Here is a 14167-nt window from a genome sequence, read left to right as displayed (position 1 = left end):
CCGTCTGATCTCCGGCTGCGCCGGGGCTAACCACGCACTGGGCCCCGCGAGGGTGCTCGCAGGGCCCAGCGCGCCGGAGGCCGGATGGGGTTACGGGGCCGACTTGACCTTGATCTTGCCCGAGATGATCTGGGCCTTGTAGCCCTCCAGGACGCCCTTGAGCTCCTCGTCGATCTTGCCGCCGGAGGTGGAGTAGCCGACGCCGTCCACGGACAGGTCGAACACCTTCGGCAGGCTCGCCAGGTCGTTCTTGGCGACCGCCTTGACGAAGTCGTACACCGCGACGTCGACCCGCTTGAGCATGGACGACACGATGACGTCCTTGGACTCCTCGACCGTCTTCTGGTTGTACTGGTCGGAGTCGACGCCGATGGCGAGCGCGTTGCCCGACTTCGCGGCCGAGAACACGCCCTTGCCGGAGGCGCCCGCGGCGTGGTAGAGCACGTCGGCGCCGGCCTCGATCTGGCCGGTCGCGGCCTCCTGGCCCTTGGTCGGGTCCTGGAAACCGGTGAAGTCGCCCGCCGGGGTCAGGTACTTCGACTCGATCTTGATGTCCGGTGCGGCGGTCTTGGCGCCCTGGACGTAGCCCGCGTCGAACTTCTGGATCAGCGGGATCTCGACGCCGCCGACGAAGCCGATGTGGCACTTCTTCGTCTGGTAGGCGGCGATGACGCCCGCCAGGAAGGAGCCCTGCTCCTCGGCGAAGACCAGCGGCGTCACGTTGGCCGCGCCCTCGACCGCACCGTCGACGATGGCGAACTTGACGTTCGGGAACTCGGGCGCGACGACCTTCAGCGACTCGGCGTAGGCGAAGCCGACACCGATGATCGGGTTGAAGCCCTCGCTCGCGAGCTGGCGCAGGCGGGTCTGCTTGGCGTCCTCGGGCTCGTTCGGGGCCGCGGTCAGCTCCTTGACCTCGGCGATGCCGAGGTCGGCCTTGGCCTTGTCCAGGCCCGCCGCGGCGGAGTCGTTGAACGACGCGTCGCCCCGACCGCCGATGTCGTAGGCCAAGCCCACCTTCAGCGCGCTGCCGTCGACCTTGTCGCTCGACGCGGCGGCGCTGGAGGTCGCCGAGGCGGCGGCCGGCTTCTCAGCCAGCTTGCAGCCGTCGGCGGTGTTGGTCGACCCGGACCCGGTGTTGTTCCCACCGGTGTCCTTGGCACAGGCAGCCATCGTGAGAACGCTGGTCAGCGCGATCGCGGCCACCGCGAGGCCACGCATTCGACGACGCACGGCTCGTCTCCCTCCCTGCTCGGCTAGGAGCAGACACATCCCGACAGCGAGCGTCGGGGCTTCCGAGTGGCGAACCGTACCCCGTAGTAATGACGCCCACGCACGGACCGGTCCGCACGTGACCTAATCGTTGGTGCGATCAGGCGACTCCGCCACTCGTAGTGATCCGCCGATTTCCCCGCGTCGTAGCCGGTTACTGACTGTCAATGCGCGCATCGGGTGAAGTGGCCGATCGGGAAACGTGAGCCGATCTGGTTCGGGGGCCCGCAGGGGTTAACCCGTTGGTGCGGCGTTGGGGCGGCGTTGGTGGGGTCCGGTGCACTTCACCCTGCACCGATATCCCCCCTAGGAGGTTGACCTTGGACCCCCAGCAGTGGCTGGACAACTTCGAGGCGAAGCTGGCCGATCTCCAGCGCAAGTCGGCCGACCTCCAGGAGAACTTCGAGAACTCGCAGGCCACCGCGTCCAGCCCGGACGGCGCCGTGACCATCACCGTCGGCCCGAACGGCGGCCTGCTCAACATCCAGCTCGGCCACCGGGCGACCGAGCTCGGCTCGGCCCGCCTCACCGCGCTGATCATGCAGACGGCCAAGGTCGCGCAGAAGCAGGCCGCGCAGCAGGTGATGGCCGCGTTCGAGCCGCTGGGCGAGGGCACCGAGGCGATGCGGATGGTCAGCGACGCCATGCCGGACGACGAGGTCGACGGCGGCACCGACTACGCCGAGCGCGAGTACGCCGCGCCGGAGCCCGAGCCCGTGCGGCCGCCCGTGCCGCCGGCCCCGCTCGCGCCCCCGCACTCGCCGTCGTTCCCGCCCCCGCAGTCGCCGCCGTTCTCGGCGCCGTTCCCGCCCCCGCCCGGCAGGCAGCCGCAGATGCCCTCGTCCCCGGCGCGCCCCCAGCGTCCGGGCGACGACGAGGACGACGAGAACCAGCCCTGGTGACGAGGAGATCCTGACCGATGACCACCCCCGACACCCCGATCGCCGCGCCGCCCGGCATGGAGATCACCGAGCAGAACAAGTTCAAGGGCTCCCTGTTCATCTCGGCCTGGGACGAGATGATCACCACGATCGGCAAGGACGCGGAGACCGAGACCGAGAAGGCGCTGGACATCACGTTCGCCGCGATCGGCACGGCGTCGTCCATGGCCATGCTGGCGGTCGACCCGTTCGGCACGATCCTCGGCGCGGGCATCGGCTGGTTGATCGAGCACGTGTCGTTCCTGAAGGAACCGCTCGACCAGCTGATGGGCGACCCGGACGAGATCAACGCCAACGTCGAGGCGACCAAGAAGCAGGCCGCCGAGCTGCGGGTGCTGGCCGAGGACCACCGGCGCGAGCTGGCCACGGCCGAGGGGTGGACCGGCGCGGCCTCCGACGCGTTCCGCAAGAACATGGAGTCGATGGGCCAGGAGCTGGACTCGCTGGCCAACGCGGTCGAGCAGAAGGCCAAGATCGTCGCGATCTGCGGCGTGCTGGTGTCCGTGCTGCGCGACATCGTGCGCGACCTGATCGCCCAGCTGCTCGGGTCGCTGCTGGCGGGCGCGATCGTCGCGGCCGCCGCCGCGTTCTTCACCTTCGGCGCGTCGATCGTCGCGTTCATCGGTGTCGCGGTAGGCAAGGCGGTGGCGCTGGGCGTGAACATCGCGTCCCGGATCGCCAAGGTCGTCGCGGCGCTGGGCCGGCAGATGGGTCGGATCAAGAACCTCGACGAGATCACCGAGAACGTCGGCAAGGGCTGGAAGCGGTTCGAGAACATCGCCGACGTGGCCGAGGTCGGCTACGAGTCGTGGAAGGCGCAGAAGGGCGTCGACCGCGAGATCGACAAGGCGCTGGCCAAGGACGTGCAGGACGACAAGGTCGCCGCGGCCAACACCAAGGCCGACGAGGCCGCCAGGAAGTACGAGCAGGCCAAGGAGGCGGAGGCCACGGCCGCCGCGGAGGCCAAGGCGGCCAACGAGGCGCTGAACGCGTCCTCGAAGCAGGCCACCGCCGCGAACGAGAAGGTCAGCTCCGCCATCAACGAGGCCAACGCCGCCGCCGCGCGCGGCGACCAGGCCGGGTACGACGCCGCGATGGCGAGGTACGAGTCGGCCAAGGGCGAGGCGGACGCGCTGCGCTCGGAGGCCGCGAAGGCGGCCGAGACCGCCGCGAAGGAGAGCCGGGACGTCGCCGACGCGGCCAAGACCAGCAACGACGCGCTGATCGCGGCGAAGCCCGCCGACGACGCCGCCGAGGCCGCGTACGAGGAGTACAAGCGCAACAACCCCGGCCAGGACGACCCGGGGCGCACGGCCGCCGAGAGCGACATGTCGGCGAAGAACGACGCGGCGAAGGAGGCCAACGCCAGGTACTCGCAGGCCAACGCCGACTACGCGGCCGCCAACGCCGCGGCGGCCGAGGCCAACGCCAAGGCGTTCGCGTCGGGCGACGAGGCCGACATCAAGGCCGCCGAGGAGGCCTCGCGCCGGGCCGAGCAGTCCGGCCGCACCGTCGAGCAGGCGGTGGGCGACGCGAAGTCGGCGGGCGAGGCGGCGAAGTCGAGCTACGACGACTACCAGTCGCGGTACGCGCAGTCCTCGTCCGGGTCCGGCGGGACGTCCACCAGTCAAGTCCAGCGGTAGCGGAACCCGGAGAAGCAGCTATGGCACGCGGTGGCGGCGTCGACGCCAACCCGAACCCGAACAGCTCGGGCAGCACGTCGTCACCGCCGCCGGGGCCACCGCCGCCCGGCGGCGGGCCGGCCGGCAACTCCGGGTTCGGCGTGAACGAATCGTCCATGCAGAACCTCCAGAGCAGGGCCGGCGGCCTGCAGGAGCGGCTCGCGACGATCTCCGGCGGGTTGCAGGGGTTGAAGCTCGCGCCCAACGCGCTCGGTCCCATCGGGATCGTCGCGGTGCCCGCGTTGAACAACTCGAACGACGCCTCGGTCGACCAGGCGAACAAGGCCTCCACCGCGATGGGCAACGTGCAGTCGGGGTTGAAGGCGACCTTCCAGACCCACGTGCAGAACGACCAGTTCAGCAAGGACCAGTTCACCAAGATCGACCCGAACTCGAACGCCCAGCGACCACCCGGCTCCCCCGGCACCGGGCCGCTCGGGAGCAAGGGACCGGGTGGGCCCGCCGTCACGCCGATCACGAACGTGCCCGGCGCGTCCGGGCCGAACGGACCCGGCGGGACCAAGGGGCCGGGCGGACCTGCCGTCACGCCGGTCACCACCGTGCCCGGGGCGTCGGGGCCCAACGGATCCGGCGGGGTCAAGGGGCCCGCCGGATCCGTCGGGCCGATCACGAACGTGCCCGGCGCGTCCGGGCCGAGCGGACCGGGCGGGGTCAAGGGACCCGGTGGGCCCTCGGTCACGCCGGTCGCCAACGTGCCGGGTGCCACGGGCCCCAACGGGCCCGCCGGGACCAAGACCCCGGGTGGGCCTCCGGTCAGCCCGGTGCGGAACGTGCCCGGCGCCACGGGCCCCACCCTGCCGGGTGGGTCCAAGGCGCCCGGCGGGCCTCCGGTCACGCCGATCACCGCCGTTCCCGGCGCCACCGGTCCCCACGGGACGGGTGGGCCCAAGTCGCCGGGCGGGCCTCCGGTGGGGCCGGTCGGCGGTGTCCCCGGCACCGGCGGACCGACCGTGCCGGGTGGGTCGAAGTCGCCGGGCGGGCCTTCGGTCGGGCCGGTCGGCGGTGTCCCCGGTGCGCCGGGTGGCGCACCGGGTGGTGGACCGGCGGTCAAGGGCGGTCCGACACCGGGAGCCGGCCCGGTGACCGGTGCGGGTGCCACCACCCCCGGCGGGAGCACCGCGGCCCGGGGCATCGGCGGTGGGCTGCCCGGCACACCGACCGCGACGCCGCCCCCGATGGGCGGCGCACCGATGGCTCCCGGCGGCACGCCCGGTGCAGGCGGGACCGACCGCTCCAGCAAGTTCACCGGCGGACCCGGCAAGAGCGTCTTCGACGCACCCAAGCCACCCACCGGCGACGGCACCATCACCAAGGCCCCGGGCGGCTCGCCGTCCGCGCCACCGCCGGCCCCGAAGCCCACGATCGGCGCTCCTTCCACGACCACGCCGCCACCCATCACCTCACCGACGACCGGCGCACCCACCACCGGCGCGCCGACCGCCGCAACAGCCCCGTCGACGAGCCCGAAGTCGCCCACGGGCGCCACACCGTCGGTGAGCCCTCCGGCGGCACCCCCGATGGCCGGCGCACCGATGGCCCCCGGCGGTACCCCCGGCGCTGGCGGGAACGACCGCTCCAGCAAGTTCACCGGCGGACCCGGCAAGAGCGTCTTCGACCCACCCAAACCGCCCACCGGCGACGGCACCATCACCAAAGCCCCGGCCGGCTCGCCCTCGACGCCACCGCCAGCGCCGAAACCGACCATCAGCACACCGAATCCCAGCGCCCCGAATCCCGGCGCCCCGAATCCCGGCGGCCCCACTCCCAGCAGCCCGACCGCCGGCAGCCCGACCACCAGTGGGCCGACCACCAGTGGGCCGACCGCCACTGGGCCGACCGCCACTGGGCCGATCCACAACAGCCCGGCCGCCGGCAGCCCCACCAACAACGGGCCGGGCACCAGCACGGCTCCGCCCGCGGCCGGTCCGAAGCCGGCCGCCACACCCGCGCCCCCGGTGAGCGCACCGGCCGCGCCCCCGATGGCGGCACCTCCCGTCGCGGGCGCTCCGGTTGCGAGCCCGTCGACGGACCGTCCGGGCAAGTTCACCGGTGGGTCGGACAAGGGTGTGTTCGACGCCGCCAAGCCGCCCGTCGGTGACGGCACCATCACCAAGGCCCCGGCCGCCTCGCCCTCGACGCCACCGCCAGCGCCGAAACCGACCGTCAGCGCACCGCAGTCACCGAGCCCGGCCGGCACCAGCTCTTCCGCGCCCGCCGCACCTCAGCCGAACACCCAGCCCTCACCGGCCAACACCACGCCACCGGCCACACGATCGGTGCCTCCCGCCGGCACGGTCCCGCCGTCGGCGGCGCCTGCCGGCAGCACGGTCCCGCCACCGCCTCCTCCACCGCCCCCGCTCCCCAACACGACAGCACCCCCGGTCGGCGGCCCGGTCCCGCCACCGCCTCCCCCACCGCCCCCGCTCCCCAACACGACAGCACCCCCGGTCGGCGGCCCGATCCCGCCACCGCCTCCTCCACCGCCCCCGCTCCCGCTCCCCAACACGACAGCACCCCCGGTCGGCGGCCCGGTCCCGCCGCCACCCCCGCCCATGCCGGGCGCCGGCATCCCGCCCGCACCCGGCTTCGGCAACACCAACGCGCCACCGCCGCCACCACCCCTCCCCGGCGGTGCGGTTCCCCCACCGCCACCACCTCCGGGCGGTGTCATGCTCCCCGGCGCGCCGGTGCGGCGGTGGCAGATCGTCGACCCGACGCCGCCGCCGGCGACCGAGCACCCCAACGTCAAGCCCTACGCCGCCGACCCGCACGTCACCCCGGAGGCGATCCGGCCGACACCGGTCTGGAACACCAGTCCCGACCCGCTCTACCGGTTCGACACGCGCCCGCCGGTCACGGAGGACGGGAACATCGACCCGAACGGCCCGTTCGTCCAGGGGATGAAGCCCCGCACCGGCGGGCGGACCGACGGCGACCTGTCCACCTACCAGTCCGCCAACAAAGAAACGATGTTCGTCGGCAGCACGAAGAACGTCTGGATCGGCGGCAAGTGGGGCCGTCCGGGCATGTGGCGCTACGAGATCGCCACGCCCGCCGGCGCGGGTGTCGACGTCAACGCCACCCTCGGTGACAAGACCGCCAAGCCGGGCGAGAACGAGATCGTCTTCCCCGGCGGCGTCAAGCCGGAGTTCATCGTGTCCGCCGAGCCGGTCGTGCAGCCACACCTGTCACTGACACCGCCCCCGCCGAGCACGTTCGGCCCGAAGATCCTCAACCCGAACCACGTCCCCGGCACCCGCGGCTTGCCCCCGGACGCCTCCGCACCGCCGGCACCGCCCGCGGACACCACGCCACCCACCACCACAGCGCCCACCACAGCGCCACCCACCACGCCGCCGACCACCACGCCTGCCCCGTCGAGCCGCGGCATCCCGCCCGCGCAGCCGCCGATCCCGCCGCCGAACGTCCCGCCCACCGGCCCGCTGCCCCCGGTGCTGCCGGGCGTGCCGCTGCCGTCGTTCTTCCAGGACAACCAGGCGCTCGGCTCGGTCGCCGTCAACGACGTGCGCGGCACGGACCAGGTCGTGACCGCGGTGAACAGCCTCCTGCCCACCGTGAACGGCGTGGCGCCGCGGGGCCTCGACCGCATCGGCAACGCACTGGGCGACAACTTCGAGTCCTTCCTCGGCAACGGCCGCAGCTTCCAGGTCCAGGTCGGCAAGAACTCCTACGACGCCAAGGTCACCGCAGTCCTCGAACCCACCACGGCCCCCGGCACGGCGTCACCCGCCAAGGTCGACAGCCGGGTGGACAGCGGCGCGACCACCACGACGACCACGAGCCTGACCACCGGCAACGACGTCTCCCTCAACGCCACCGCGAGCCAGGGCATGGGCGCGTACGGCACGGTCGGCGTGAAGACCACGCTCTCCACCCCCGTCACCGGCAACACCGCCACGACATCCGCGCTGGACGACCGCGAGGTCCGCGGCGGCGACAGCTCGACCAAGCACGACGTGCCGGTCACGTACCGGGTCACGCTGACCGACGCGCAGGGCGTCGTCGTCGGCGACACGGACGTCCGGACCGACGGGACCACCGTCGCCCTCCAGATCCCGGACGACCTGCGCAACCTGGCCAACACCGACAACACCCTGGGCACGGTGCGGCCCGCGGACGCGGCGTGGGGCGCGAAGGTCGAGCACCTCGTGCCCGAGGCGGTCACGGGCATCGACGCGGACCAGGCGTTCAGGGACGTGGCGGCGAAGTTGCACCCGTCGGTCACGAAGCCCGGTGCGGACGGCCGCACGGTGCTCCGGGACTTCCTCGGCGCCACGAACATCCGCGACAACCTGCACGTGATGCTGAACGGCTGGGTCACCTCGCCGAACCTGACCAGCCCGCACTCGGCGTACGGCTCAGCCGTGCAGATGAAGGCGAAGCTGGTGGACGCCGAGCTCGTCGGCACGCACGGCGGCACGCAGTTCCGGATGCACGACACGGCGACCACCAACACGGGCGTCACGGCCACCACCGGCTCCGGCGTCGAGGTCAACGCGGCCGTCGGCGGCGGTGTCGGCACGCCGGGCGTGCCCATCGGCACGGCGGGCATCACGGGTTCGGCGTCCGCCAAGACCTCCGAGAGCTCCTCGGCGGGCGTCACCTCGGTCAACCGCGCCGGCATGCAGGTCGGAGGGCAGACCGGCCTGTACAGGGTGACCGTCGAGGTCGAGGTGCGCACGCCCAACGGCGACACGGTGACCATCCCGGCGACCGCGCACGTGCGGCTCGGGCTGCCGGAGGCGGGCGCGCACGGCCTGCCCGTGCCGGCGGGCACCCCGACCGCGATCACCAAGCCGGGCACGCAGGACACCCGGTTCGAACCGCCCTACCTGGCCGAGGGCCTCGCGGCGGGCAACATCCGCGTCGGCGAGTTCGCCACGGCGAACCAGGTGCAGGCGCAGGTCGAGAACGCCCTCAGGGGCCTGCCCGACTTCGACGGCTTCCTGCCCGAGTGGAACCGCGGCACCGACCCGCGCGCGGACGGCAAGAACTTCGCCGACGTGGTGGAGATGCTGAACAACCAGCGCAAGCTCGACGCGGAGCTGTCGCCGACCGCGCTCAGGGCGAAGATGGACAGCCTGCTCGGTCCCGGCGTGCAGGTGCAGCTCAAGCGGCAGGGCTTCGCCACCAACGACTTCGTCAACGTCACGGTCAAGGCCAGGCTGAGCGAGGGCAAGCACCTCGGCGAGGCGGACGCCCGCCAGGTGCGCGGCCTGTCCTCCTCCGCGCCGAAGCTGGACAGCGCGACCACCACGACGAAGGGCTGGAGCGCGGGCGTCGAGGGTCGTGGCGGCGCGAACGTCAAGCCGGGCACCGCGGCGCTCGCCCCCACCGGCAACGCGGCCGTGAAGTACAGCAGCACCACGGCGAACAAGACCGCCGCCGGTCCGGTGGTGAACGACGTGGCGCTCAACGTCGGCGACACCAAGGCGCAGGTGTTCGCGCACGACGTCGAGTTCGACATCGAGATCACCACGTTCAGCCGCAACCAGTCGTGGGTCAAGCGGGTCACGCCTGGTTCGCCGTTCCTCAAGGTGCCGAAGGAGAAGACCGCCGTCCGGACGGTCGACCTGAACAACCAGCTGGACCCGACCGCCCGCGACAACCCGAAGATCCTGCCGCAGATCGGCGGCAGGGTGCAGCTGTGGGTGCCGGACGGCTCCGCGCTCAAGACCCCGTCGGCCGACTTCAAGCCCGGCAAGCCGGTGGACGGCGACCTGCCGCCGAACACCACGATCTCCACCCTGCTCAAGCCGGGCACGACCCGTCCGCCACGCCACGAGTGGCTGCACGTCGAGGCCGTGGCGAACGCGGAGGCGTTGCGGGGCAGGGCGATCGAGCTGCTGAACACCTCGGCGGGCGCGGACGGGTCGCTGACCGTGCCCGGCACGGAGGCGCGCGCCCAGATCGACCGGATGTTCAGCCCGGAGAACCTCAAGGCGAACCTGCGCAGGATGGCCGAGACGGGCATGGTCGAGGACAGCCTGCGGTTCGACCGCCGCGTCACCGACCGCACCGGCGCGATCGGCGTGACCGTCAAGCTGGGCAAGCCGAAGCTGGTGTCCACCTCGGACACCACGCCGGTCGAGACGTGGACGACCGGCGGGTCCAAGGCCGGCGACAGCGTCGCGCACGGCCGGTCGGTGGAGGGCTCGGCGGGCGTCGGGCTCGGCGGCAAGCCGAACGACGCGACGCCCCAGGGCGGTGCGACGTTCACCGCGGGTGCGAAGTGGACGCCGTGGTCGAAGACCGCGACGACGGCCCGCGAGGTCGGCGGCAACGTCGACCGCAAGCTGGTCCGCCCGTCCGGTGAGCGGACCGTGCTGGTGCAGATGGACGCGGACTTCTCCATCGTCGGCGAGAGCCGGTCCGGCAACGCGATCTACAAGGGCACGCCGCGCGCCAACGGCGGGACGGTCACCCTGCCCGGCGGGGTGTTCGTGCGGGTCAGCGAGCAGGTCGCGCGGGACATGGGCCTGCTGGACGACGTGCCGCCGCACGACTCGCCGGACCACGGCCGGATGCGGCCGCCCAAGCGGCTCAACCCCGGCGAGCCCGGCGGGCTCGGCCTCAGCCTGGTGGACGACGTGCCGGACCTGTCCACCGTGGTCGCGCAGCTCACCACGGTGGTCAACCAGAACACCAGGGGCAGGCTCATCCCCGACTCGGTGCTGGACGACTCGATGCGCAACCTCCAGCGGCTGGTCGACCTGACCTCGCCGACGAGCGTCAAGGGCCTGATCGACTCCGCGGTGGACGGCGGCGTGCCGCTGCTGCTGCACAAGCCGGGCACGGTGATCGGCAAGGACACCTACCAGGTCACGCTGAAGGCCAAGGTCGGGCAGCCGAAGTTCCTGGAGGCGGTCAACGACGGCCGCGACGTGGAGCACATCCTGGCCGGCTCGAACAAGAACTCCGACGCCGTGACCAAGGGCTCTTCCTGGGGCGTCAACGCCAGGGCGGGCGGCCAGCACCTGCCGGACGTGCGCAACGGCCAGTCGCCCGCCGTCGGCGGCGCGGTCGGCGCGAGCCTCAACTTCTCGCAGAGCAAGACCACCACCGACACCACGACCGAGCTGTTCGGCCACAAGCACGCCGCCACCGGCCCGGCCGTGCGCTACGAGGTGCCGGTCGAGTTCGAACTGGTGGTGCACAAGGGCGACAAGGAGGTCGGCCGGGTCAAGGCCGACGAAGCGCCGATCACCGTCCGGCTGCACGCCGACAACGTCCGGGTGGACTCGCCGGACGTGCCGGACAACCGCCGCCCGTACGGCGCGGAGGCCACCAGCCGGCCGGCCGCCGAGGCGTCGCAGGCGAGCATCGACGCCTGGAAGCAAGGCGGCCACGAGGTGCCCGCCGGCACGTCGGTCGAGGGGATGCGCGGCGTCCAGGACGTGCGGATGGCGGCCATCGCGGCGCTCGAACGCGCAGGCGCGGGCACCGGCATCACGGGCAAGGGCACCGGCTCGCTGAACTCGCTGCTGTCCACGCTGAGCTCCGAGACGCTCCAGTCGATGCTGCCCGGCATGGCGAAGGGCCTGCTGGAGGTGCCGGGCCTGCACGAGGCGACGCTCGGCAGGGCTCAGCACGCCGACCTGAAGGTGTACGCGAAGCTGGTCGACCCCCGGCTCGATTCCCTCAGCGACGGCGTCAAGCTGGAGAACCCGACCTCCACCACGCACACCACCACGTCCGAGGCGAAGCACACCCAGAGCGGGGACGTCGTCGTCGCGCCGACGGGCGGCGTGAACAAGAAGGCGGACGACGCGCAGGGCAACCCGGACCTGGTCAACTCGGCCAACTCCGCGTTCGCCCTCCCCGAGTTCAAGCACACCAGCGACGACTCGACCGCCGACTCGGGCGGCCCGATCAGCGGCACGCAGCAGAACCTGAAGCCGACCGGGCGCACGGGCCTGGTGGAGTTCACCGTGCAGTACCGGTTCGTCGCCGACCTCGGCGGCGGCAAGGTCGGCGTCTACGACCTGACCGTGCCCGACTCGGTGGACCTGCGGATGCCGCTGGCGGACGCGGAGGCGACGCTGGGCCGCACCGTCCCGCCGGCGCTGGCGACCGCGCAGGACGGCGTGCGGGACGCGGCGAAGACGTGGCGCACCGCGGAGGCCGCCGTGGAGGCCGCGCGCCACCAGGCGCAGGACCTGCTCGCCCAGCGCACCGCCGCGGACGCGGAGGTCACCAACCGCCGGACCGTCCTGGACACCCGGTCGCAGGAGGCCCGGACGGCGGACACCACCTTGCGGGACGCCGAGGCGGCCCTGGCCCGGCACGACCGGGCCAACCCGCCGAGCACCGACCCGAACGCGGCGCCGAACACCGACCCGAACACCGCGCCGAACACCGACGCGAGCACCGTGCCGAACGTCGACCCGAACACCGCGCCCGACCCGGTGCGGCCGGGCCTGGTGCAGGCCGTCCAGGACGCCACCGAAGGCCGCGACAACGCCCACCAGGCCAGGCAGACGGCCGAGCGCGACCACCAGCGGGCCGTGCGGGAACGCGCCGACCTGGAGACGCGGATCACCGCCGCCCAGACCGACCTGGCCCGCAAGCAGGACGCGGCCGACGTCCGGCAGGCGAACTGGTGGCACGGCAAGACCGGGGCCGACCGGGAGCTGGCGGCGTTCAACACCCCGTCCGCCGGCACCTCCGCGCCCGCCCCCGCGACCACCGGCCCCCGGTCCGGCTCGACCTCCGCGCCGCCGCTGGTCGCGCAGACCTTCGGCGCACCGGCGGCCACCGCCGCGCGCGGCTTCGGCGCACCCCCCGCCGGCGGCACGCCCACCCCGAGCGCCGGCACGTCGACCCCGAGCACGTCGAGCACGCCGAGCACCACCGCCAAGCGCGACGCCGACGCCGCCGCCCTCGCCTCGCGCCACCAGTCCGAGCGGACCACCGAGAGCAACGCCGTCGCGGCCCGTCAGGCAGCCGAGAAGCAGGCCGAGGGGCTGGCGCTCAAGGCGAAGCAGCAGGCCGAGGTCACCGCGGAGAGCGCCGCCGTGGCCGCGAAGCTCGACGCCGAACGCCTCAAGGCCGAGTCGAACCTGCTCGCCAAGCAGCAGCAGGACCGCGTCAGCGAGAGCAACGCGCTCGCCGCCCGGCTCCTGGCCGAGTACAACCGCGTCTCCGCGGAGCTGGCGACCAACCAGCAGGCGCACCGGCAGCAGGTCGCCACCCAGGTCCTGGCGAACCAGCAGCTGGAGCGCAACCAGGTGGAGGCGCAGATCCAGCAGCAGCTCGCCGTCGCGCCCGGGTCGTTCGACCCGAACCAGGTCCGGCAGCAGGTCGCGATCAACCAGGCGGCCGTCCAGCGCAACGTCGAGCAGCAGCTCGACAACGAGCAGGCCGCCGAGCGGCTGCGGGTCGAGCAGAACCTGCGCCTCCAGCAGGACACCGAGCGCCGGACCGCCGAGCAGCAGCTCGACCAGCGGCAGCTCGCCGAACGGCAGCAGGCCGCGCAGCAGCTCAAGGTCCAGCAGGACGCCGAGCGCCTCAAGGCGGAGCAGGACCTCAAGGCCAAGCAGCTGCTGGAGCAGCAGCAGGCCGAGGCGGCGCTCGACGCCCGCCAGGCCGCCGAGCGCAAGGCCGCGGAGGACGGGCTGAACGCCAGGCAGGACGCCGAGCACGCGGCCGAGCTGGCCAAGTGGCTGCCGGCGGGCACGAAGCACTTCGCCGCGTTCGCCGACGACAGCGCCGCGGCCACGTGGGCGAACACGGCCTACCCCGGCCTGTCGAACGTGAACCGGACGAACTTCGAGAACAACGTCCCCGGCCACGACGTCAACTGCACGGAGTGCGTGATCGCCACCCACCAGACGCTGCACGGCCGCCCGGCCACCGCCCCGCCGCTACCCGCACCGGCGTCGGGCGCGTACCTGGAGAGCACCTTCAAGTCGACGTTCCAGGTCGTGGCGAACTACCACGAGGTGGTCGACTACCTGGCCGCGCAGCCGGGCCGGCACGCCAGCGTCGGCATCACCCGCGCCGACGGCAGCGGGCACGTCTTCAACGCCTGGAACGACGGCGTCGGCCTCACGTTCTTCGACTCGCAGAACCACCGCCCCGCCAAGCTGGAGCGCGACGCGGTCAAGATCCAGTTCATCCCGCTGCCGGACCTGCCGAAGCCGGTCCCGCCGCCGGTCACGCCCCCGGTCACCGCGGCGCCGACGACCGGCTCCGTCCCGTAGCGTCGTCGGACGACCGAACCACAGC

At 72.9% G+C, this 14167-nt stretch carries 4 protein-coding genes; 3 read left to right on the top strand and 1 reads right to left on the bottom strand.

Annotation, left to right across the window (positions count from 1 at the left end):
* Nucleotides 1-90: 90 nt before the first annotated feature.
* Nucleotides 91-1221 carry a BMP family ABC transporter substrate-binding protein gene (locus tag AB0K14_RS17615; protein WP_360459099.1) on the bottom strand — a complete coding sequence of 377 codons (1131 nt, stop codon included), beginning with the start codon at nucleotides 1219-1221 and terminating at the stop codon, nucleotides 91-93.
* A gap of 371 nt (nucleotides 1222-1592) precedes the next feature.
* Here AB0K14_RS17615 and AB0K14_RS17610 point away from each other — a divergent pair, with 371 nt between their 5' ends.
* From AB0K14_RS17610 to AB0K14_RS17600, 3 genes are read left to right on the top strand one after another with little or no spacing between them, the layout of a single operon-like run.
* Nucleotides 1593-2174 (top strand): YbaB/EbfC family nucleoid-associated protein, encoded by a 582-nt coding sequence (locus AB0K14_RS17610; RefSeq protein ID WP_360459070.1) that lies wholly within the window; start codon nucleotides 1593-1595, stop codon nucleotides 2172-2174.
* 17 nt (nucleotides 2175-2191) lie between these two features.
* Entirely contained in the window at nucleotides 2192-3856 is a 1665-nt protein-coding gene (locus AB0K14_RS17605; RefSeq protein ID WP_360459068.1) for a hypothetical protein, read from the top strand.
* A 20-nt stretch (nucleotides 3857-3876) separates the two neighbouring features.
* Entirely contained in the window at nucleotides 3877-14142 is a 10266-nt protein-coding gene (locus tag AB0K14_RS17600) for a toxin glutamine deamidase domain-containing protein (protein ID WP_360459066.1), read from the top strand.
* Nucleotides 14143-14167: the final 25 nt, after the last annotated feature.

It is taken from the genome of Actinosynnema sp. NPDC050801, assembly GCF_040673975.1.
GTDB lineage: Bacteria > Actinomycetota > Actinomycetes > Mycobacteriales > Pseudonocardiaceae > Actinosynnema.
Note: the sequence above shows the minus strand (reverse complement) of the source record. Positions and strands in the feature narration are given on the sequence as shown.

Coding starts and splice junctions, on each gene's coding strand:
- AB0K14_RS17605 (WP_360459068.1), top strand. CDS start 2,192: ATGACCACCCCCGACACCCCGATCGCCGCGCCGCCCGGCATGGAGATC.
- AB0K14_RS17600 (WP_360459066.1), top strand. CDS start 3,877: ATGGCACGCGGTGGCGGCGTCGACGCCAACCCGAACCCGAACAGCTCG.
- AB0K14_RS17615 (WP_360459099.1), bottom strand. CDS start 1,221: ATGCGTGGCCTCGCGGTGGCCGCGATCGCGCTGACCAGCGTTCTCACG.